Annotated in this window: 19 protein-coding genes; 4 read left to right on the forward strand and 15 right to left on the reverse strand. The window is 66.6% G+C overall.

Going from position 1 to position 20,800, the window contains the following annotated elements; translation table 11 throughout:
* Nucleotides 1-71: 71 nt before the first annotated feature.
* Nucleotides 72-1,049, forward strand: coding sequence for a uroporphyrinogen-III C-methyltransferase (locus AC5JLE_RS18060; RefSeq protein WP_496065516.1), 978 nt, complete (start codon nt 72-74; stop codon nt 1,047-1,049).
* A gap of 6 nt (nt 1,050-1,055) precedes the next feature.
* The gene (locus tag AC5JLE_RS18065) at nt 1,056-2,351 is read left to right on the forward strand and encodes a heme biosynthesis HemY N-terminal domain-containing protein (RefSeq protein ID WP_164109097.1); all 1,296 of its coding nucleotides are present in this window, start codon (nt 1,056-1,058) and stop codon (nt 2,349-2,351) included.
* A 227-nt stretch (nt 2,352-2,578) separates the two neighbouring features.
* On the opposite strand, the gene AC5JLE_RS18070 is transcribed toward AC5JLE_RS18065, so the two are convergent.
* Nucleotides 2,579-3,874 carry an acetyl-CoA C-acetyltransferase gene (locus AC5JLE_RS18070; protein WP_087786464.1) on the reverse strand — a complete coding sequence of 432 codons (1,296 nt, stop codon included), beginning with the start codon at nt 3,872-3,874 and terminating at the stop codon, nt 2,579-2,581.
* A gap of 93 nt (nt 3,875-3,967) precedes the next feature.
* On the opposite strand from AC5JLE_RS18070, the gene AC5JLE_RS18075 reads away from it, so the two are divergent.
* Entirely contained in the window at nt 3,968-4,855 is an 888-nt protein-coding gene (locus AC5JLE_RS18075) for a hypothetical protein (RefSeq protein ID WP_241884612.1), read from the forward strand.
* A 296-nt stretch (nt 4,856-5,151) separates the two neighbouring features.
* Here AC5JLE_RS18075 and AC5JLE_RS18080 read toward each other — a convergent pair whose 3' ends face one another.
* The 14 genes from AC5JLE_RS18080 to glnA all read right to left on the reverse strand — a co-directional run bounded on the left by AC5JLE_RS18080 (nt 5,152) and on the right by glnA (nt 19,770).
* Nucleotides 5,152-5,778: a superoxide dismutase family protein gene (locus AC5JLE_RS18080; protein WP_049420293.1), complete on the reverse strand. Its 627-nt coding sequence runs from the start codon at nt 5,776-5,778 to the stop codon at nt 5,152-5,154.
* 32 nt (nt 5,779-5,810) lie between these two features.
* Nucleotides 5,811-6,380 (reverse strand): superoxide dismutase family protein, encoded by a 570-nt coding sequence (locus AC5JLE_RS18085; RefSeq protein ID WP_241884641.1) that lies wholly within the window; start codon nt 6,378-6,380, stop codon nt 5,811-5,813.
* Between the two features lie 93 nt (nt 6,381-6,473).
* A complete protein-coding gene (gene ntrC / locus AC5JLE_RS18090) occupies nt 6,474-7,922 on the reverse strand; it encodes a nitrogen regulation protein NR(I) (protein ID WP_197556764.1) in 1,449 nt (482 codons plus the stop codon).
* A complete protein-coding gene (locus AC5JLE_RS18095; RefSeq protein WP_032959394.1) occupies nt 7,915-8,976 on the reverse strand; it encodes a two-component system sensor histidine kinase NtrB in 1,062 nt (353 codons plus the stop codon). Before AC5JLE_RS18095 ends, ntrC begins: the two co-directional genes overlap by 8 nt.
* Before the next feature lie 115 nt (nt 8,977-9,091).
* Nucleotides 9,092-11,137 (reverse strand): TonB-dependent receptor, encoded by a 2,046-nt coding sequence (locus AC5JLE_RS18100; RefSeq protein ID WP_241884642.1) that lies wholly within the window; start codon nt 11,135-11,137, stop codon nt 9,092-9,094.
* A 104-nt stretch (nt 11,138-11,241) separates the two neighbouring features.
* A complete protein-coding gene (locus AC5JLE_RS18105; RefSeq protein WP_005411860.1) occupies nt 11,242-11,556 on the reverse strand; it encodes a hypothetical protein in 315 nt (104 codons plus the stop codon).
* A gap of 108 nt (nt 11,557-11,664) precedes the next feature.
* A complete protein-coding gene (mltA, locus tag AC5JLE_RS18110; RefSeq protein WP_164109089.1) occupies nt 11,665-12,831 on the reverse strand; it encodes a murein transglycosylase A in 1,167 nt (388 codons plus the stop codon).
* A gap of 67 nt (nt 12,832-12,898) precedes the next feature.
* Entirely contained in the window at nt 12,899-13,645 is a 747-nt protein-coding gene (locus tag AC5JLE_RS18115) for an N-acetylmuramoyl-L-alanine amidase (RefSeq protein ID WP_032959392.1), read from the reverse strand.
* Nucleotides 13,646-14,052: 407 nt separating this feature from the next.
* Nucleotides 14,053-14,541 carry a hypothetical protein gene (locus AC5JLE_RS18120; protein ID WP_197561620.1) on the reverse strand — a complete coding sequence of 163 codons (489 nt, stop codon included), beginning with the start codon at nt 14,539-14,541 and terminating at the stop codon, nt 14,053-14,055.
* Nucleotides 14,538-14,915: a VENN motif pre-toxin domain-containing protein gene (locus tag AC5JLE_RS18125; RefSeq protein WP_032959340.1), complete on the reverse strand. Its 378-nt coding sequence runs from the start codon at nt 14,913-14,915 to the stop codon at nt 14,538-14,540. The genes AC5JLE_RS18120 and AC5JLE_RS18125 overlap by 4 nt, the downstream gene beginning before the upstream one ends.
* Nucleotides 14,916-15,478: 563 nt before the next feature.
* Nucleotides 15,479-16,012 carry a hypothetical protein gene (locus AC5JLE_RS18130; RefSeq protein ID WP_141098637.1) on the reverse strand — a complete coding sequence of 178 codons (534 nt, stop codon included), beginning with the start codon at nt 16,010-16,012 and terminating at the stop codon, nt 15,479-15,481.
* A 235-nt stretch (nt 16,013-16,247) separates the two neighbouring features.
* Nucleotides 16,248-17,678, reverse strand: a complete 1,431-nt coding sequence (gene amt, locus AC5JLE_RS18135) for an ammonium transporter (RefSeq protein ID WP_053495709.1) — start codon at nt 17,676-17,678, stop codon at nt 16,248-16,250.
* Nucleotides 17,679-17,700: 22 nt separating this feature from the next.
* Complete coding sequence (locus AC5JLE_RS18140) at nt 17,701-18,039, reverse strand: P-II family nitrogen regulator (protein WP_004134334.1); 339 nt, start codon at nt 18,037-18,039, stop codon at nt 17,701-17,703.
* A 321-nt stretch (nt 18,040-18,360) separates the two neighbouring features.
* A complete protein-coding gene (gene glnA, locus AC5JLE_RS18145) occupies nt 18,361-19,770 on the reverse strand; it encodes a type I glutamate--ammonia ligase (RefSeq protein WP_014645491.1) in 1,410 nt (469 codons plus the stop codon).
* Between the two features lie 222 nt (nt 19,771-19,992).
* Between glnA and AC5JLE_RS18150 the strand changes: the two genes are divergently transcribed.
* On the forward strand, nt 19,993-20,787 hold the full coding sequence (locus AC5JLE_RS18150; protein WP_014645490.1) for an undecaprenyl-diphosphate phosphatase: 795 nt from the start codon (nt 19,993-19,995) through the stop codon (nt 20,785-20,787).
* Nucleotides 20,788-20,800 lie beyond the last annotated feature (13 nt).

The following is a 20,800-nucleotide window of genomic DNA, read 5'->3' on the forward strand; positions in this document are numbered from 1 at the left end:
GGCAACAGTGATGCTGTGCACAACGCGGCCTGCCGGCCCCCGACCGGCGACGTTGCCGACAAGGAAGCCCGATGAACGACACTCCGCCCGTTTCCCCGCCCCGTCGACCCGTGCGCTGGCTGCTGCCGCTGGCCGGTGTGGTCGTGCTCGGCGTGGGCGGCTATGCCGGCTGGTACGTCTGGCAACAGCAACAGAACGAACAGGCAGCGCAGGCACAGACCACGGCTGTCCAGCTGAAGGGCCTGGAGGCCACGCTGGATGCGCTGCGTCGTGACCAGCGCGCGACCAGCCAGCGCCTGCAGGACGCGGCCGCCACCAACCGCGTGCTGCGCGACGAGATGCTGGGCCTTTCCCAGCGCAGCGCATTGCTGGAAGAGAACCTGGCCAAGCTGGCCGACAGCGCCAACCAGGGCCGCCAGGCGGTACAGCGCGATGAGGCCGAACTGCTGCTGACCCAGGCCGCGCAGCGCCTGAACTACGCCGACGATGTGGAAGGCGCACGCCGGTTGTACGCCCAGGCCGCGACGGCACTGGCCGAACTGCCCGACAGTGATGGCCTGAACCTGCGCCAGGCGCTGGTGCAGGAGCGCGAGGCACTGGATGCGCTCGGCAGCGGTCCACGCGTGCAATCGCTGCAGCGCCTGGATGCTGTGGGCAGGGCACTGCAGGGCCTGCCTTCGCAGATCACCGGCACGACCGGCAGCAGCACCGCCAAACCCTGGTGGCAGGCAGCTCTGGCGCCGTTCGTGGACATCACCCCGAGCCGCCAGAACGGCCCGCTGACCGCCGCCGAACAGCGCAATGCCGACGACGCGCTGCAGCTGGAACTGACATTGGCACGTGCGGCAATCGAGCGCGGCGACCACGCGGGGCGCAATACCGCATTGGACCGCGTGGAGCACTGGGCACAGCGGCGCTGGCCGGATTCACCAGCCCTGCGCGCGCAACGTGCTGAACTGAAGGCCTTGCGCGAACTGCCGCTGCAGGCCAACGACGCTGTCCTTGGCAGCACCCTGCAACAACTGCGCACCCAGACCGACCGGAGGTAAGCCCGCATGAAACCCCTGCAATCCCTGGTCGTGCTGTTGCTGGCCGTGGCCATCGGCGTGGTCGCTGCGCAATGGCTCGGCGCCGATGACCTGAACCGCTTCGGCGAAGTGACCCTGCGCTACGGCGGCTACGACTACCACAGCAACCTGCCGAAGGTGGCGCTGCTGGCAGTGATCGCGGTGCTGGTGCTATGGCTGCTGTGGAGCCTGATCGCCGCACCGTTCCGCGCCTGGGGCCGCTACCGCCGCAAACAGGGCCGGGTGCGCCTGATCGACGGCCTGCAGGCCTATGAGCACGGCCAGTGGCAGCGTGCCGAGAAACTGCTGGACGGTGCCGCCAAGGACCCGGAGGTGAGCGCGGTGGCGCTGGCCAACGCCGTGCGCAGCGCGCAGGCACGTGCCGACGGCCCGGCTGGCGAGGCGCTGCTGCAGCGCCTGGGCGAAAGTGATGCCACCCTGCAGGCGCTGCTGCGCGCCGAACAGCTGCTGGCGCGCGATCTGCCGGTGGATGCGATCAACGCATTGGACGTAGCGGCGATCCAGCCGCTGCCGCCACGTGGCCTGTGGCTGCGCACCGAGGCACTGGCACAGGCCGGCCGCGCCCACGAGGCGTATGGCCAGCTGGGTGCACTGCGCCAGAGCAAGGTGCTGCCGGCCGAGGCCAGCAGTGAACTGGAAGCACGCCTGGCTGCACAGGCGCTGCTGGAAGCGGCCGACGTCAACGCACTGGCCGCGCAGTGGGAAGCCACGCCGAAGGCACTGCGACCGACTCCGGACGTGGTTGGCGCCTATGCCAGCCGCGCGGTGGCGCTGGACTGGGACGAGCCGGCGCTGCTGGCGCTGGAACAGGCGCTGGACCAGCGCTGGGATGACGAACTGGTGGCGCTGTATGGCCGTCTGCCGGCCGAGCGCCTGGCTACCCGCCAGGCCAACCTCGCACGTTGGCGCAACGTGCATGACGGCTCGGCCGCGTTGCGCCTGGCGCAGGGCCGCGTGGCCCTGGCCCAGCAGCAGTGGGAGGCCGCCGATGCGTTCCTGCACGAGGCCATCGCCGCGGGCGCCGGTGCGCAGGCGTGGGAAGCACTGGGTGAACTGTTCGCCCAGCGTGGCGAACACGCGCTGGCCGCGCAGTGCCTGGCCAATGCGCTGCGCCTGCAGCGCGGCGAGGACAGCGTGGCGCTGGTGCGCGGCGGCGAGACGCCACTGCGTGCCACGGTGGAAGAACAGCCGCTCGCGGTGCAGCCGCCGGTGTATGACGCCAACGAAGAGCGCGACGAATTCGGTAATCCGCGGTTGCCGTGACCGCTGCTGAAGTGTGCCGACCAACGGTCGGCACCCACAGGAGCAAAAAACGCCGCCCAATGGGCGGCGTTTTCATCTGCGGGACCCGGTAGTCGCCAACCCTGGTTGGCGCGTGGCCTCTTCCAAGCGATGCCGTTTCACGGCCGACCAAGGTCGGCATCTACCACAGCAGATCCAGCACGCATTTCTGGTAGTCGCCAACCTTGGTTGGCGCGCGGTCGCAGCGATCAGCGTTCGACGATCGCCACCACGCCCATGCCGCCGGCGGTGCAGATCGACACCAGCGCGCGACCACCGCCGCGTTCGGCCAGCTGCTTGGCGGCGGTGGCGATGACGCGGGCGCCGGTGGCGGCGAACGGATGACCGGTGGCCAGCGACGAACCCAGCAGGTTGATCTTGTCCGGGTCGATGCGGCCCAGCGGTGCGTCCAGCCCCAGGCGGTTGCGGCAGTAATCCTCGCTCTCCCACGCACGCAGGGTGCACAGCACCTGCGCGGCGAAGGCTTCGTGGATCTCGTAGATGTCGAAGTCCTGCAGGGTCAGGCCATTGCGCTTGAGCATCTCCGGCACTGCGATGGTCGGCGCCATCAGCAGGCCTTCGCCATGCACGAAGTCCACCGCAGAGACATGCGCGTCGCGCAGGTAGGCCTGCGGCTCATGGCCGTGCGCGCGCGCCCACTCTTCGCTGGCCAGCAGTACCGCAGCGGCACCGTCGGTCAGCGGGGTGGAATTGGCGGCGGTCAGCGTGCCGCGGCCGGAAACCTTGTCGAACGCCGGCTTCAGCGTGGCCAGCTTTTCCAGCGACGTATCCGGGCGCAGGATGTTGTCACGCTCGACGCCACGGAACGGTGCGATCAGGTCGTTGAAGAAGCCACGCTCATAGGCGGCGGCCAGCTTCTTGTGCGACGACACCGCCCACTCATCCTGCGAGTCGCGCGAGATGTTCCATTCCTTGGCCATGTCCTCGCAGTGGTCGCCCATGCTCTTGCCGGTGCGCGGCTCGGCCACGCCCGGGAACTCGGGCTTGAGCTCGGAGAACTTGAAGCCGGCGGTGAGGGCGCGGATCTTGTCGCCGGTGCTCTTGGCGCGGTTGGCCGCCAGCAGGCGTGCACGCAGCTTCTTGCCGTAGACGATCGGCACGTCGGAGGTGGTGTCCGAACCGCCACCGATGCCCGATTCGATCTGGCCCAGCGCGATCTTGTTGGCCACGGTGATGATGCTGTCCAGCGAAGTGCCGCAGGCGCGCTGCAGGGTGATGCCCGGGGTCAGCGGCGACAGGCCGGAGGACAGCGTGGCCTCACGGCCCAGGTTCCAGTCGCTGGAGTGCTTGATCACCGCACCCATCGCCACTTCGCCCAGCTGCTGGCCGTGCAGGCCGAAACGTTCGACCAGCGCGCCCAGCGTACGGACCGACATGCCGAGGTTGCCGACATCCGAATACGCGGTGTTCTGGCGGCAGAACGGAATGCGGACGCCACCGAGGATGGCGACGGGACGAGCGTTGGGCATGGAGATACCTGGCATGGATGAGGGTGTCTGCAACATGGCCTGCACGGCGGAGCAGGCATAATGGAGCCAAGTGTAGCTGCCGCCCTGTGATGGGCCAACCGTGGAACCATGAGCAAACCCGACCCCGCGATGAATGCCCTTGGCGTGCTGGCCCTGGAACTGGCCGGCGGTGAAATCCCCCGCCAGGCGGTGCTCAGCGCTGAACAGGCCGGTGAACTGGCCGAACGCGTCGGCCGTGACCTTTCCAAGCTGGTGCCGCAGGTGGCCGAGCTGGACCTGGTGTTCGCGGCCGCCCATTTCGACCCGGCCGAAGTACTGCGCCCGGGCTGGCCGATCCATCGCCGCCTGGAAGAACTGCAGATGCGTGCCCCGGGCCGCAACCAGGGCCCGCGCCTGCTGGCCTTCGGCACCGATGCCGCAGGCGATGTGCCGCTGCCGTTCCAGGCCGATGCGACCCTGGTGGGGGGCGGCCTGCGCGTGGTGCCGTTCCTGCTGACCGGCAGCGACGTGGCCACCACCAACGCGGTGGCCAATGCGCTGGAAGATACACTGCTGGCCAACGGCATGGCGCATGCCGACACCGCGTTGATGGCACAGAACAGCTTCGGTGCCCGCATCGAACACGCGCGCTATTTCACCGTGAACGACCTGGCCGCGATGATGTCGATGCAGTACGACAACCAGGGCCTGGCGGCGCTGTGGCCGCTGATCGAGACCGCGATCATGGCGCCGGGCGAAGACGAGTGGCTCAATGCCGCGCCCGAGCCACTGCTGCGCTATACCCATGGCGAGGCACGCATGGCGCTGTTCGATCCGGCGGGTTGGTGCGCGTACTACAACCACAGCAAGAACGATTGCGACCGCCTGCAGGGCATCTACGAGCAGTTCCTGATGCGCCAGCGGCAGATGGCCGCGGTGCTGGAAGCGCACGGCGTGCCGGTGCTGTTCGTGCACTGCGAGGCCGGCCAGGACGCGCGCGAGCTGCTGGCGCGCTGAAGACGGGTAGTGCCGGCCGCTGGCCGGCAACGTCCGGATCTGCGATTGCCGGCCAGCGGCCGGCACTACCGATAATGAAGAACGCCGGCTTGCGCCGGCGTTTTCCGTTTCCAGCAGAAATGGCCGCGGTGCTGTTCGTGCACTGCGAGGCCGGCCAGGACGCGCGCGAGCTGCTGGCGCGCTGAAGACGGGTAGTGCCGGCCGCTGGCCGGCAACGTCCGGATCTGCGATTGCCGGCCAGCGGCCGGCACTACCGATAATGAAGAACGCCGGCTTGCGCCGGCGTTCCTTGATTCTTACGGGGCCTTCTGGATCACCGCACACGCCAGGCGTGCGCCGGCGTTGCCGGTCGGCTGGGTCTTGTAGTCGTCCGCATCGGCGTGGACGATCAGGCCGCGGCCGATGATGTCGAAGTCATCACCTTTGCCGATGTTGACATTGCTCGACACCGGGCCGTCGATGGTGGCCACGCCCTTGTCGTCGGCCTTGATGTTGGGCATGTCACCGCCGTGGTGCGGATCGGTGGCGACGTTGCCGTGATCCTGCTTGCCCGGGTTGAAGTGGCCGCCGGCGCTCATGCCGTCCGGGGCGCTGCAGTCGCCCTTCTCGTGGATGTGGAAGCCGTGCTCGCTGCCCGGCTTCAGGCCGGTGATCTGGCCGGTCACGTGGACCTTGCCATCAACCACCTTGAAGGTGACGCTGCCCTTGGTTTCGTTGCCCTGGGTCGGTGCCAGTTCGGCGGTGGCCGAGGCATCGGCAGCCGGTGCAGCCGCCGGGGCTGGCGTTGCGGCCGGTTCGGTGGTGGCGCCCTCGGCCGGGGCGGCCGGCGGGGTTTCCGTCTGCGGAGCGGCCGGCTGCTGGCCGCAGGCCGCCAGGCCCAGCGCGGCGATGGCCGCAAACAGCGAAGTGTGGATCAGACGCATTGGAATCTCTCCCTGGATGTTGCCTGCAGTGATCAGCGGACGACCCGGATCACGCCACAGGCGATGCGGACGCCGGCATTGCCGGCGGGCTGGCTGCGATAGTCGTCGGCGTTGGCATGCACGACCAGTGCACGTCCGGCGATATCGGTGGCGGCGCCTCCGCCAAGGGTAACGCCCTTGAGGTGGATATCGACGTTGGCGCGGCCCTGGGCATCGGCACGCAGGTTGTCCATGTCGCCCAGGTGGTGCTTGCCGGTGCCGGCGCGGCCATGCGCGGCGCCACCGGGGTTGAAGTGGTTGCCGGCGCTGCTGGCATCCACCGCGCTGCAGTCGCCACGCTCGTGGATGTGGAAACCGGCCTGCTGCAACGGCTGCAGGCCACCGATCAGGCCGGTGATGTGGATACCGCCGGGCTCCACCATCAGTGCGATGCGGCCACTGACGATGCTGGCCGAGGCCGGCGACAGATTGGCTTCACCCTGCTTCGCTGCGCTGACCACGTTGGGCGGCGGCGGGGTGGGCTCGGCCTTCTTCGGCGCGCTGCCACAGGCAGACAGCAGCACGGCGGCGGACAACGGCAGGATGGCAAAGGACAGACGCATCGAAGACTCCTTGCAGATGACACTAAGCATTGCATCGTCCATGAACGATCAACGGTTCGGCAAGCGGGCGCGAGGATCGCGTGCAGGGACCGTTCAATGGCCCCCGCGACGGCGCCCGGCGCCCAGCTTGCGGGTAAGGGTATTGCGGCCGAGGCCGAGGCGGGCAGCGGCTTCGGCGCGGCGACCGTGGGTGATCTGCAGCGCTGCCTCCAGCAGGGCATGGTCGACCCGCTCGCGCACCTGCGCGTGCAGCCCTTCTACGCCTTCGGCCAGCTGACGGCGCGCCCATTCGGCCAGCAGCGCTTCCCATTGGCCCGGATCGGCTGCGCTGGCGCTGTTGCGGCGGCCGCGCGCGCGGTTCAGCGCGGTATCGACATCGGCCACGCCGATGGTGTCGGCGGCGGCCAGCGCGGCCATCCGCCAGCACACGTTCTCCAGTTCGCGCACGTTGCCCGGCCAGTCGTGTTCGCGCAGCGCCTGCAGGGCCGCGGCGGTGAGGCGCTTCGGCGGCGTATCCAGCCTGCGTGCGGCGGCGGCCAGGAACGTGCTGGCCAGTTGCGCGATGTCCTCGCGGCGCTCGCGCAGCGGCGGCAACTGCAGGCGCACCACGTCCAGGCGATGCAGCAGATCGGCGCGGAACTTGCCCTGCGCGACCAGGCCTTCCAGATCCTGGTGGGTGGCGGCCACCACGCGCACATCGACGCGGATCAGCTCGCGGCCACCGACGCGGAAGAACTCACCCTGCGCCAGCACACGCAGCAGGCGGGTCTGCAGCGGCAACGGCATGTCGCCGATCTCATCCAGGAACAGCGTGCCGCCGTTGGCCTGCTCGAAGCGGCCGACATGACGGCGCTGCGCACCGGTGAAGGCGCCAGCTTCGTGGCCGAACAGCTCGCTTTCCAGCAGTTCGGCAGGGATCGCGGCGGTATTGAGCGCGACGAACGGGCGCTGCGCACGCGGCGATTCGCGATGCAGCGCATTGGCCACCAGCTCCTTGCCGGTGCCGGTCTCGCCGGTGATCAGCACCGCCAGCGGTGCCTGCGCCAGGCGACCGATGGCGCGGAACAGCGCGCGCATCGGCGGTGTATCACCCACCAGTTGCGGCGGCTGGTCGCCGGGCGTTTCGGCGGCGGGGCTGGGAGCGGCCAGCGCGGGCGCCACCGCTGGCAGCACCCGCTGCGCCAGCGCCACGGCATCGTCCAGGTCGAACGGCTTGGACAGGAATTCATGCGCGCCGCCGCGGAACGCACCGGCGGTGCTGGCGACATCGGTATAGGCCGACATCACCACCACCGGCAGCTGCGGCAACGCGGCCTTGAGCTTGTCCAGCAGCACCAGGCCATCGTCGCCGGGCATGCGCACATCGGTGAACAGCAGCGCCGGCGGCGGGCCCTCGCTCAGGGCCTGCAGGGCCGGGGCGGCACTGTCGAAATCGACGACCTGGTACCCCGCCTCGCGCAGCGCGGTGCACAGCACGAAGCGCACCGCACGATCGTCGTCGACCACCCAGATGCGCTGTGCGGTGGTGGGGGACTCAGACATCGCGCGGGGCCTCCTCGGCAGGAGCGGCGCCGTTGCCGATCGGCAACAGCAGGGTGAACACGGTATGGCCCGGACGCGAGCGGTAGGTGAGCGTGCCGCGATGCTCGCGCGCGACCTGCTGGGCCAGTGCCAGGCCCAGCCCGGTGCCTTCGGCACGGCCACTGACCAGCGGCAGGAACAGGTGTTCGGCCAGCTCCTCGGGCACGCCACGGCCGTCGTCGGCGATTTCCAGGCGCAGCGCCAAGGTGTGCAACTGCTCGGCGATGCGCACGCCATGCTCCACGCGGGTACGCAGGGTGATGCTGCCGGCGCCGGCCTGGATCGCGTTGCGCACCAGGTTCCACACCGCCTGGGTGAGGCGGTCGGCGTCGCCGTGGAATTCGGGAATGCTGGGGTCGTAGTCGCGCTGCAGGCGCACCGCCCAGCCGGCCTCGTTCTCGGCCAGGCGCAGCACGCGCTCGAGCGCGGCATGGATGTTCAGTTCCGCATGCGGCGCAGCCGGGGCCGGCGACAGCAGCTGGTCGAGAAGGCCGTTGAGGCGCTCGATCTCCGAGCCGATCAGTTCGATCAGCTCACGTTCGCTGGCATCGCGCTGCGCCGCGCGGCGGGCCAGCAGCTGGGCCGCGCCCTTCAGCCCGGCCAGCGGGTTGCGCAGCTCGTGGGCCAGGCCCTTCAGCGCCGCGCTGAGCGCGCTGGGCAGCGCCTGGGTTGGGTCCAGCCCGGGGAATTCATCGACTGGATGCGCCTCCAGCAGCCAGCCACCATCGTCGCGGCGGCTCATCCAGCCCTCGGCGAAGCGCGGCGCCTCGCCGGGCACCGCCAGCGCCAGCCGGTTCAGGCGCAGGCTGTCGCGCTCATCGCGGGCCAGGAAATGGGCAAGTGCCTCGCCCTGCACTTCCAGTGCGGCCAATGGCCGACCCAGCAGGCGCCGGACGCTGACGCCCAGCCAGCGGGCGAAGGCCGGATTGCAGCCGGCAATGCAGCCATCGGCCCCGGCCCAGGCCAGCGGCGTGCCCAGGGCATCAAGGGACGGCGGGGGTGCGGGGTCGGACATTGCACCAATGTAGTGCAAAACGCGGGGTTCGGGGTCAGAGCCCTTTCCTGGCGGAAAGGGATCTGACCCCTGCTGCAGGTCGAGCAAGCTCGACCACTACCCGATGCGTGGCCGGCTACAGCTTCATGTTGAGGCCGACGAATACGCTGCGGCCCGGCGCCGGCGAGAACATCGGGCGGGCGCTGTCCCAGAAGAAGCTGTCGTACCAGGCGTAGGCGTACTGGCGGCCGGTGACGTTCTTCAGTTGCAGGTCCACGCTGAAACGCGGGGTGAGCTGATAGGCAGCACTGAGGTCGAGCACGGCGAAGCCACCGAACTTGCCGGCCACGTTGCGCTCCTCAAGGTAGTAGTCGCCCTGCGCGCGTGCCTGCAGGCCGAGGCGCAGCGCGTCGCTGGCGCGGTAGTCCACACCCAGATTGCTGATGTGGCGCGGGGTGGCGGCCACTTCGCGGCCGTGCAGGGAAATGCCGGCATCGCGGTCGTCGCGGGTGATCTTCGCTTCCTGGTAGGCGTGCGACGCCCATACCGTCCAGTCATCGCCCAGCTGCAGGCTCAACTGCGCATCCACGCCGCGCCGGCGGGTCTTGCCCAGGGTGACCGTGGTGCCGGTGGCAGGCATGTTGGATACCTCGTTTTCCGCGTCCTGCTGCCACACCGCCAGGCGCGCCTGGGCGCCCTGGAACGGCTGGAACTTCAGGCCCAGCTCCATGCCCGTATTGGTGGACGGCTGCATCGGCGCCTGCCCCGGGGTGAGGTAGGCCGGTGCGGTGGACCCGGTCAGCACCTGGAAGGTGCGGCCCCAGTTGGCGTAGACGTGGGTGGTCTGGCCCAGGCTGTGGATGATGCTCAGCTTGGGCTGGCCGATGCTGCCGTAATCCTGCAGCCGGGCGGTGATGCCGTTCATCAGGTGCGTGCTGCCACTGAAGCGATCGATACGATAGGCCGGCACGATCTTCCACGCCTCGGCGGGCTGGTAGATCGCCTGCACGTAGGCGCCCCAGTTGTCGAAGCTGTGGCGGTCGTCGTTCTGCACGCGCGCCGGCGGCTGGCTGTAATCGGTCGGTTCGGCGTAGGCATAGCGCTCGCGGATATAGCCGTTGTCCTGCTGCTCGTAGTTCAGGCCGCCCTCGACAGTAAGCGTGGAGCTGGCCTGCCAGGTCAGCGTGCTGAGCAGGCCAGTCTGGCGTTCATCCCACACGCGGCGCTGGCGCGGCAGGTTGCCGGTGGGCAGGTCGCTGAAGGTCACGCGGCGGTCGTCTTCATAGCGGTTGTAGTAGAGCCGCGTGCCGAAGGTGAGTGCGTCGGACAGCTTCAGGTCGACGTGCGCGGCGATCTGGCGCATGTCGCGGTCATCGCCGTCGTTGCCGTTGCGCAGCTCGCTGCCACGGCGGTGCGTGCGCAGTTCCTCGGCGGTCATGAAGCCCGGTTCGTCGGCCTCATGGTGGTAGGCGCGCGCGGTCAGGCCCATGCGCAGCCCTTCGTCCAGCGTGCCGAAGAACCACTTGCCGCCCAGCGAGTACTTCCTGGAGGTGTCGTGGTCGCGATAACCATCGCTGGCCTGGGTGCCGACAAAGTAGTTCTGCGCGAAGCCATTGGCTTCGCGGCCAATCGCCAGCTGCGCATCACGGGTGTTGTAGCTGCCGTAGGCCAGGCGCGCATCGGTGTAGCTGCCGCCCTGGCGCGTACCGAAGTTCACGTTGCCGCCGATGTTGTGCAGGCCATAGCGCGGATCGTTGGTACCACGCACCACTTCGATGTAGCTGATGTCCAGCGGGAACAGCATGTCGATGAAGCGCTGGTTGCCGCTGTTGACGTTGCTGGGGATGCCGTCGATCAGCGTCTTGATGGCATTGAGGTAACCCTCGCCGTTGAAGGCGCGGAAGCTGATCTTGCCCGATTCGGCGCCCTGCCGGGTTTCGGTGAGCTGGATGCCGGGCATCTGCCCGAGCAGTTCCCAGCTGTGCGAAACGTTGCGGTTTTCGATCTGGTCTGCACCCAGCACGTCCACCGAAGTCAGCACCTGGTGCGCACTGAGCTGGCCTTCACCGTGCTGGTGCACCTGCACCTTGCCGAGGGTGAGCGCGGCATCGGCGGACTGTGCGAAAGCTTCAGGGGCGAACGGTGCGGCCGCCAGGGCGGCCACAAGGGTGGGAGTCTTCATGGGAAGGGGCGGTTACGGTGAAATGTAATCATATAACATTTCACATGCCCGCTTTTTGCAGCGTCGAGCAAGGCTCGGCGCTACAAGGGCGGGAGCCGGGGGGATTACACCGGGTAGCCGGTGGCTTCCCGTGCCTTCTTCCAGGCGGCTTCGAATTCACGCGCGGAGATTTCGTCGTCCTCGTCGAAATCCAGGAACGACACCGGCTGGTCGGCCAGCAGGAAACGGTCATCGCTGTGGGCGTGCTCGTCGGCCCAGACCATCTTGGTGCCGTAGATTTCCACCTGCCGCACGATCTTGTCGCCGCGCGCTTCCATCAGCACGTTGCCCTTGCCCAGGCCCGATTCGGCCCAGTGCTTGTAGTACTTCTTTGCGGCGGATTTCGCGCCGGGTTTTGCGTTGTGCTTTGCGTAGGTCATTGCAGGGGTCCTGGCCGCAGGCGCGGCCGGAAAGTTCGGAATGGCGCCATTATCAGGCATCCGGGGCCAGAGCCCTTTCCTTTGGAAAGGGATCCGCCCCCTGCTGGTTCAGTTCGGCAGGGGCACGCCCTTCGGCCACAGCATCCAGATGTTGCCCTTCTGCTTCATGTCGCCGGCCAGCTTGCCGGCGGCATCGCCACTGCCCCAGTACAGGTCGGCGCGCACTTCGCCGGCGATGGCGCCGCCGGTGTCCTGCGCAGCCACCGGGCGTACCACGGGCGTGCCATCGGGGCGCGTGGTCGACAGCCACAGCAGGCTGCCCAGCGGCACCACGGTACGGTCCACCGCCACGCTGTAGCCCGCAGTGAGCGGCACGTTCAGTGAACCGCGCGGGCCTTCCGGGCTGTCCGGATTGCGCACGAAGAACACGTAGCTGGGATTGCTGCGCAGCAGTTCCGGCACGCGCGCGGGATTGGCCCGGGCCCAGGCGCGGATCGCGTCCATGGTGACGTCTTCCTTCTTCAGCTGGCCCTGGTCCACCAGCCAACGACCGATGGCACGGTAGGGGTGGCCGTTCTGTTCCGCATAGGCCAGCCGTACCTGCTTGCCATCGGCCAGACGCACGCGGCCGGACCCCTGGATCTGCAGCAACTGCAGGTCCATCGGATCGGTCAGCCAGGCCAGCACCGGCGCCTTGGCGCCCTTGGCCGCGATGGTGCCGGCGTCGTCATAGGGCTTGAGCACCTTGCCTTCGACGCGCCCGCGCAGGCGCTTGCCCTTCAGTTCCGGGTAGAGGCTGTCCAGCTGCACCACCACCAGATCATCCGGCGTGCCGTAGACCGGCACCGTCGCCTTGTCGGTGCGGGTCAGGCTGCCGGGGTAGATCGGCTCGTAGTAGCCGGTGATCAGTCCGTCGGCCTGATGGCCACCGGCACGCAGCGCATAGGCATCGAGGTCGCGCTGCAGGAACTGGCGGATCGCGGCCGGGTCCTTGTCTGACACCGCTGCGGCGGTGGCGCAGGGCTTGGCCCAGACAGCGTCGTTTTTCAGGCGGGCGCAGCTGCTGCGCCAAGCCACGAAGCCGGCCTGCAGATCGCTGTCCGAGACCGCTGGCAGGGCTTTCCAGCCGACCTTGGCGTAGGTGGCCGCCGGCGGCGAGGTCGGCGTGGGCGCTTCGGAACCCGTGCGCGGAGCCGTGGTGGCGCAACCGGCGAGCACCGCCGCTGCCAACAGGGTCCAGTGCTTGCGCTTGAAGAAGGTGGCGGAATCGATCATGCCGCCATGGTGGCGGGCCGGCCGCTGGGCGGCAACCCAGCGCGAGGCCGAGCGTTCATGCGCGGGGTCACGGCGTCTGCAGCAGCAGCGAGTGCAGGATGCGCGCGTCTTCGGCATCCAGCGTCTTCGGCAGGTCGTCGCGGCCACGGAAGCGGCGGTGGAACGCAGCGACGGTGGCGTCGCGGTTGTCGAGCGGATAGCCGAAGCGGGCCAGCGCATTCCACGCGTCGAATCCTTCCGGTGCCGCGCCGTCGGCGGCGCGCGGCCACACGCCGAAGCCGGCCTCGGCCAACTGCTGCCATGGGAAGAAGCGGCTCGGATCCTGCTTGCGCGTCGGCGCCAGGTCGGCATGGCCGATCACCTGGCGCGGCGGGATGTTCAGGCGCGTGGTGAGATCGCGCAGCAGCACGATCAGCGATTCGATCTGTGCCGCACTGAACGGGCTGCGGCCATCGTTGTCGAGCTCGATACCGATCGAAGCCGAATTGAGATCGGTGATGGTGCCCCAGCGCCCGGCGCCGGCGTGCCAGGCACGGCGCTCATCAGCCACCAGCTGGTAACGATGGCCATCGGCGCCGATCAGGTAGTGCGCACTGACCGGCCCACCGCTGTTGGCCGTGCGCAACGTATGCAGGCTCTGCTGCACCGATTTCTGCTCGGTGTGGTGGATGACGATGATGACCGGGGTGCGCGCGTTCTGGTTGGGTGATGGGACCCAGGTGGCGAGCGGGTTGTGCTGCACAGGCGCGGTGGCGGTGCAGGCCGAAAGGGCCAGGGCCAGCAGTGTGGAAGCCAGAAGGCGGGGGCTGATCATGGACGGATTGTAACCATGACTGCAGCCGTGGTTCTTCGCTTCGTCCGGATCGCTGGAGAACTGGGGAGCTGTCATGCAAAAAACTCAATAACGCCCCCACCTCATGCCCAAATCTCAAACTCCAATTCGAATAGCCAAACGCCCAAGTTCCTCATCACCTACCTTCAATCCTCGAAACGGACCCAGCCATGCCGCCGAATCGATTCCAACACCGTGGACACGTGAACCCAGGGAACAACCGTCATAACAACTTGAACAAAATGATTCATCAACGGCCCCTCAGATCCCGCCAGTGGCCGATCTGGTCAATCCCTCCGCGCCCGCATTGCGAAGAAATCTACCTTGGCGCGTCACCACTGCTCCGACCGGTGACATACAGACTGGCAACACCGTCAAACCGAGCAACTTCATCGAGGCGGCCGTTTAACCCCAACTTCCATTGAACAAGCAACCGCCCAGAACCCAGCCCAGACAGAGGAATCATCAAGACAACCGGAATCACCTAGAGGCGACATAAGGCGAACAACAACTTCGAACAGCGGAAGATCCTCACCAGATCGGTCAAAAATCGACTCAAGGAATACCATCATTACCGAGAACGCATCCAGCAACGCCAAGTACTCGCCCGACGAATTAATTTGTGCGCTACAAAATTCAGAATTAAGAGCACTCCCCACGGTGACAACCTCTGCAAATGCATCACACCAGTCATCCCACATTGCCGGATCGTTGGGCAAGCCATTCGCCCATAGAAATGACCCTCCCGAAGATAACAGATCAACAAGAGTGTCCTGCCCCTCCCCCCTCTCCATATACTTCTGAAGGAACACGCACATCAATACATATGCAGCCTGAACGGAAATTCTTCCAGCATCTTTCACATCACTAGCACTCATTTCGTGACCTTCTTTTGCTCCGACAGCCCGCCCGCCAGTGCGCCAACTGCCTGCGACAACGCCAGCACCATCTCTTTCTGCTCCGGGCTCAGCTTGGAGGGGTCTCCGCCGGTCAATGTATTAGTCAGTACCTTCGCGGCCAACTCGCCGCCGGCCGCGGACACCGCTCCGGTTCCCGCACTGCCACCATCGGCTTCCGCCAGCAGCGCACCCAACACCGCATGCGACAGCAGTTGCAGAGTCGCATTGGGGTCGCTGCCGTGGTTCGGGTCAAGCGTGCTGCCGATGAAGTGAGCGGCATAGGGCGCCAGTGCATTGGACGCGGCCTGGCCAGCGCCCTGTCCCGCCACACCGCCCACCAGCGCCGTCGTCACTGCGTTCAGTGCACGGTTGTACTCATCGATGCCCCCTACTTCCCCGCGCCGCTGTATGCCTGGCTATTTGCCGCCGCCACCTTGCTGCGCACAGGCACCCGATTCCATCGCCCTCAGTCACAAGGCCGTGTTGACCTTCATCATTCGTCCAATCCGCGGCCAGATCAACATGTAGAAGGCACCCACGGCCAACCCGATGAAAAGCATGATGCCAGCGCGCCTGGGAGCCCACCCAAACCAAAAGGAAGGACTGGTCCAGACCTTTATCCAAGCGCCAGGAGAGAAGGCACCCTCGAACGCGAGCCACGCCAACAAGGCACAGATTGGTGCAGCTACAACATAACGAGCTTTGAACCGCGGAAGAAACTTGTCCACAAGCATAACCCCGGGCACACCGAAGATGAGGCCCGACACAGCGGCTATGGCGCAAACCAGCGATGTGAAAATTGCAGCCTGCGAAAAGCTGCCTATCCGAGAACTCAGCGGAATGCCTATGAATAGAGCCGCTCCAAGCACGGAGCTGGCAATCACAGACACAATCTTTGCCCCCAACTCACGCTCACTCACTGGCAGATCTCCACCATCTTTCCATCAGAGCCCCGGTAGCTCATGCATTTCTGCCTTGAGGGAAAAGTACTCCAAGGCCACCGCAACTTGCCAACTTCGCCACCAGTATCGCGCGTATTGGAACTCCACACTTGGCCCACCAATTCGAGTTGAACATTGGACGCGAACCCGTACCCCAGCCTCTGGTTGAGACTGAGAATCCACCGAATCCATCCGGAAGCACCTGTCGGATCACAAAGCCCGGATCCAATGCACGTGCTCCAGGCACCGTGATGTTGATCAGACTGCTGGTGCTCGGATCGACGATCGATGCTGGAAAGCCCCAGCTCCGGAGGCAGGCCGTAGGAGAGTCGCCACAGACCGGAGGAAAGGCAGCGACAGGTGAGCTCCACAGCGAAGCTCCAGTGTTCTCGATCTCCTGCGCCGGCCACACTACGCACCAGCGCATGCGGACTGTAGTCGTCCAGGGTCAGCAGGTAGACATACCATTCGATGTCTTCCATCACTGCTGCGGAAGTCGCCTGGATCACGCCTACTCCGTTCTGTAGTCCATCGAGGTCGTTGGAGGCGTGTACACGCCCACCTGCAGACAGCCATTGGAGCAGGAACGGTAGAGCCACGCCATGCGTGGATGGGCTACCCGCTGTGCCGACCAACGGTCGGCACCCACCAGAGCAGGAACAGTGCCGAGCAAGCTCGGCACCCACCAGAGCTGTAGAAGTGCCGACCAACGGTCGGCACCCACCACGTCAGTGCGCCGCCACGTCAGGCCTCGTAGGCGGACTCGCCGTGCGAAGTCACATCCAGGCCGGTGCGCTCTGCTTCTTCGGTCACGCGCAGGCCGACCACGACCTTGACCACCAGCAGGATGACCGCGGTCACCACCGCCGACCACACCACGGTCAGGCCGACGCTGACCACCTGCACCCAGACCTGATGGGCGATATCCAGATCGGCCTTTGTGCCGCCCAGCGACTGCGCACTGAACACGCCGGTGAGGATCGCGCCGACGATGCCGCCGACACCATGCACACCGAACACGTCGGCGGTGTCGTCCACCTTCAGCAGGCGCTTCAGGCCGGTCACGCCCCACACGCAGACCACGCCAGCGACGAAGCCGATCACGATCGCGCCAAGCGGCCCGACGGTGCCACAGGCCGGGGTGATGCCGACCAGCCCGGCCACCGCACCCGACGCAGCGCCCAGTGCCGACGGCTTGCCCTTGCCGATCGCTTCCACCAGCGTCCAGCCAAGCACGGCGGCAGCGGTGGCCAGCACGGTGTTGAGGAAGGCCAGCGAGGCCACGGTGTCGGCCGCTGCTGCCGAGCCAGCGTTGAAGCCGAACCAGCCCACCCACAGCAGCATCGCGCCGATGTAGGTAAACGGCACATTGTGTGGCTTCAGCGCGGTCTGGCCATAGCCCAGGCGCTTGCCGACGAACCACGCGCCGACCAGGCCGGCGACGCCCGCGTTGATGTGGACCACGGTACCGCCGGCGAAGTCGATGGCACCCAGCTCACCCAGGTAGCCGCCACCCCAGACGATATGTGCCATCGGGATGTAGCTGAGGGTGAACCACAGCGCCGAGAACAGCAGCACCGCGCGGAACTTGATGCGCTCGGCGAAGGCACCGACGATCAGCGCGGTGGTGATGCCGGCAAAGGTCGACTGGAACGCGACGAACAGATAGTCCGGCAGGCCCTTGATCGGCGTGTTGCCCACCGACTCCGGGGTGAAGCCCTTGAGGAAGGCGAATTCGGTGAACGAGCCGAAGAACGGATTGCCGGCGCTGAACACCGCGCTGTAGCCATAGGCCACCCACAGCAGCAGCACCAGCGAGAACACCACCAGGATCTGGCTGAGCACCGACAGCACATTCTTCGAACGCACCAGGCCGCCGTAGAACAGGGCCAGGCCCGGTACCACCATCAACAGCACCAGCAGGGTCGAGGTGAGCATCCAGGCGACGTCGCCACGATCATAGGCGGCGGCCGCTTCGGCCACGGCCGGCGCCGCGGCGGTGGCGGCCGCATCGTGCAGCGGCTCGACCGCCACGCTTTCGCTCGGCAACGGCGATACCTGGGCCTGGGCATGGGCGCTGCCCGGCCAGGCACCGGCGGCCAGTGCGCTGAGCAGCATCAACAGGCACACCAGATGGAACCGGGCTTGCCACCCGGTGAGAAGGCGCATCTTCATGGGGGGAATCTCCGGAAGGGGGTTACAGCGCGTCGGCACCGATTTCGCCGGTGCGGATGCGGATGACCTGTTCGACGGCGGTGACGAAAATCTTGCCGTCACCGATCTTGCCGGTGCCTGCCGACGACTGGATCGCTTCGATCACCGCGTCGGCACGCTCGTCGGTGACCACCGTTTCGATCTTGATCTTGGGCAGGAAATCGACGACGTACTCGGCGCCGCGATACAGCTCGGTGTGGCCCTTCTGGCGACCGAAACCTTTCACTTCGGTCACGGTGATGCCCGACACGCCTGCATCGGACAGGGCCTCGCGGACCTCGTCGAGCTTGAACGGTCGGATGATGGCGGAGATCAGTTTCATGCGCATGTCCCGAGGGTGGATGGGGCCAGCGCGCCAGCGCGCGTTGGCATCAGGCAACCACGGGTCATCAGGATGATGACCGTGGCTGTTGCACCGGACACGTACAGGGCCGGGACGGCCGTGCCTCTCTCCTTGCACGACCGACGCGGGAGGGAGGGCGGCCCTGGTCGCGTATCCGGTCTCTCTCTTGCCCCTGGATAGGGATCAGCGCCCATTCGTAAACGAACGGGATCCGACCCCGATCTGACCGCGGCTCCCCAGCCGCGAAAACGGAAGCGATGGCGGCGGGTGGGAGGGGGAACCCACCGCCATCGCATCCGGTCAGCTGGCGTAGTACAGCTGGTATTCCAGCGGGTGGGTGGCCGCGCGGAACTTGGTCACTTCCTGCATCTTCAGCGCGATGTAGCCGTCGATGAAGTCATCGCTCATCACGCCGCCGGCCTTCAGGAACTCGCGGTCCTTGTCCAGCGCTTCCAGCGCCTGGTCCAGCGAGGAGCAGACCTGCGGGATCAGCTTCTCTTCCTCCGGCGGCAGGTCGTACAGGTCCTTGTCGCTCGGTGCACCCGGGTCGATCTGGTTCTTGATGCCGTCCAGGCCGGCCATCATCAGTGCGGTGAAGGTCAGGTAGCCGGACTGGATCGGGTCCGGGAAGCGCATTTCGATGCGGCGCGCCTTCGGGTTGGACACCCACGGAATGCGGCACGACGCCGAACGGTTGCGGGCCGAGTAGGCCAGCATCACCGGCGCCTCGAAGCCCGGCACCAGGCGCTTGTAGCTGTTGGTGCCCGAGTTGGCGAAGGCATTGATGGCCTTGGCGTGCTTGAAGATGCCGCCGATGTACCACAGCGCCAGCTGGCTCAGGCCACCGTAGCCGTCACCGGAGAACAGGTTGGTGCCGCCCTTGGACAGCGACTGGTGCACGTGCATGCCGCTGCCGTTGTCGCCCACGATCGGCTTGGGCATGAAGGTAACGGTCTTGCCGTTGCGGTGCGCGACGTTCTTGATCACGTACTTCATGCGCAGCAGTTCATCGGCCTTCTGCACCAGGGTGCTGAACTTGGTGCCGATCTCGCACTGGCCGGCGGTGGCCACTTCGTGGTGCTGCACTTCCACTTCGATGCCGACCTGTTCCAGGGTCTTGCACATCTCGGCGCGCAGGTCGTGCAGGGTGTCGGTCGGCGGCACGGGGAAGTAGCCGCCCTTCACGCCCGGGCGGTAGCCGCTGTTGGCGCCGTCGTACTTGGCGCCGCTGTTCCAGGCGGCTTCTTCGGAATCGACCTTGAAGAAGGTGTTGCCCATTTCATTGGCGAAACGGACCGAGTCGAAGATGAAGAACTCCGGCTCCGGGCCGAAGAACGCGGTTTCGGCGATGCCGGAGGACTTCAGGTAGGCCTCGGCGCGCTTGGCGATGCCGCGCGGGCAGCGGCCGTACGGCTGCATGGTGGCCGGATCGAGGATGTCGCAGCTGATCACGATGGTCGGATCTGCGTAGAACGGGTCGACGTAGGCGCTGGTGGTGTCGGGCAGCAGGACCATGTCCGATTCGTTGATGCCCTTCCAGCCGGCGATCGAGCTGCCGTCGAACATCTTGCCTTCTTCGAACAGCGACGGTTCGACAATGCTGACCGGGAAGGTGACGTGCTGCTCGACGCCACGCATATCCACGAAACGCAGATCGACGAACTCGATCTGGTTGTCCTTGATCAGCTTCTCAACGTTTTCCACGGACATCGGTACGACCTCGGATGGGGATGAATGCCTGCTGAGGTACAGCAACGACCGTGCCAACTTTTCGCTGGCCGCAAGTCATTGATTTCAAAAAGGGCGCTCCGTGGCGGTGCAGAACGGTGCGCACCAAACGGGTGCACCTGCCACCAGACGCACCCGTTTGGTGCGGCAGGGATCGTCTATCCTCTCGACCTTCTTCCTTCCGCCGCGCGTCACGCACCGTCCATGTCCGACCTGCTCTCCGCCCTGCTGCTGGGCATCCTCGAAGGCTTGACCGAATTCCTGCCGATCTCCAGCACCGGCCACCTGCTCATCGCCCAGCACTGGCTGGGTGCCCGCTCGGACTTCTTCAACATCGTCATCCAGGCCGGCGCGATCGTGGCCGTGGTGCTGGTGTTCCGCCAGCGCCTGCTGCAGCTGGCCACCGGCTTCAACCAGCGCGAGAACCGTGAGTACGTGTTCAAGCTGGGCGCCGCCTTCCTGGTCACCGCCGTGGTCGGCCTGGTGGTGCGCAAGGCCGGCTGGTCGCTGCCGGAGACGGTCAGCCCGGTGGCCTGGGCATTGATCATCGGTGGTGTCTGGATGCTGCTGGTGGAGGCCTACACCGCGCGCCTGCCCGACCGCGACCAGGTGACCTGGACGGTGGCGATCGGCGTGGGCCTGGCACAGGTCGTGGCCGGCGTGTTCCCCGGCACCTCGCGCTCGGCCTCGGCGATCTTCCTGGCCATGCTGCTGGGCCTGAGCCGCCGCGCCGCCGCCGCCGAGTTCGTGTTCCTGGTCGGCATTCCCACCATGTTCGCCGCCAGCGCCTACACCTTCCTGGAAATGGCCAAGGCCGGGCAGCTGGGCAGCGAGGACTGGGCCGACGTGGGCGTGGCCTTCCTTGCCGCGGCCATCACCGGCTTCGTCGTAGTGAAGTGGCTGATGGGCTACATCAAGTCGCACAGGTTCACCGCCTTCGCGATCTACCGCATCGCACTGGGCGCGGCGCTGCTGCTGTGGTTGCCCTCCGGCAGCTGAACAGCGCCGGGGT

The organism is Stenotrophomonas sp., assembly GCF_059505245.1.

Bases quoted from the DNA above. Each gene is read 5' to 3' on its own strand.
- ntrC (WP_197556764.1), bottom strand. From the start codon at position 7,922: ATGTCTGAGTCCCCCACCACCGCACAGCGCATCTGGGTGGTCGACGAC.
- AC5JLE_RS18115 (WP_032959392.1), bottom strand. From the start codon at position 13,645: ATGATCAGCCCCCGCCTTCTGGCTTCCACACTGCTGGCCCTGGCCCTT.
- glnA (WP_014645491.1), bottom strand. From the start codon at position 19,770: ATGTCCGTGGAAAACGTTGAGAAGCTGATCAAGGACAACCAGATCGAG.
- AC5JLE_RS18100 (WP_241884642.1), bottom strand. From the start codon at position 11,137: ATGAAGACTCCCACCCTTGTGGCCGCCCTGGCGGCCGCACCGTTCGCC.
- AC5JLE_RS18085 (WP_241884641.1), bottom strand. From the start codon at position 6,380: ATGCGTCTGTCCTTTGCCATCCTGCCGTTGTCCGCCGCCGTGCTGCTG.
- AC5JLE_RS18080 (WP_049420293.1), bottom strand. From the start codon at position 5,778: ATGCGTCTGATCCACACTTCGCTGTTTGCGGCCATCGCCGCGCTGGGC.
- AC5JLE_RS18075 (WP_241884612.1), top strand. From the start codon at position 3,968: ATGAGCAAACCCGACCCCGCGATGAATGCCCTTGGCGTGCTGGCCCTG.
- AC5JLE_RS18105 (WP_005411860.1), bottom strand. From the start codon at position 11,556: ATGACCTACGCAAAGCACAACGCAAAACCCGGCGCGAAATCCGCCGCA.
- AC5JLE_RS18060 (WP_496065516.1), top strand. From the start codon at position 72: ATGAACGACACTCCGCCCGTTTCCCCGCCCCGTCGACCCGTGCGCTGG.
- mltA (WP_164109089.1), bottom strand. From the start codon at position 12,831: ATGATCGATTCCGCCACCTTCTTCAAGCGCAAGCACTGGACCCTGTTG.
- AC5JLE_RS18095 (WP_032959394.1), bottom strand. From the start codon at position 8,976: ATGTCCGACCCCGCACCCCCGCCGTCCCTTGATGCCCTGGGCACGCCG.
- AC5JLE_RS18140 (WP_004134334.1), bottom strand. From the start codon at position 18,039: ATGAAACTGATCTCCGCCATCATCCGACCGTTCAAGCTCGACGAGGTC.
- AC5JLE_RS18070 (WP_087786464.1), bottom strand. From the start codon at position 3,874: ATGCCAGGTATCTCCATGCCCAACGCTCGTCCCGTCGCCATCCTCGGT.
- amt (WP_053495709.1), bottom strand. From the start codon at position 17,678: ATGAAGATGCGCCTTCTCACCGGGTGGCAAGCCCGGTTCCATCTGGTG.
- AC5JLE_RS18120 (WP_197561620.1), bottom strand. From the start codon at position 14,541: ATGAGTGCTAGTGATGTGAAAGATGCTGGAAGAATTTCCGTTCAGGCT.
- AC5JLE_RS18150 (WP_014645490.1), top strand. From the start codon at position 19,993: ATGTCCGACCTGCTCTCCGCCCTGCTGCTGGGCATCCTCGAAGGCTTG.
- AC5JLE_RS18065 (WP_164109097.1), top strand. From the start codon at position 1,056: ATGAAACCCCTGCAATCCCTGGTCGTGCTGTTGCTGGCCGTGGCCATC.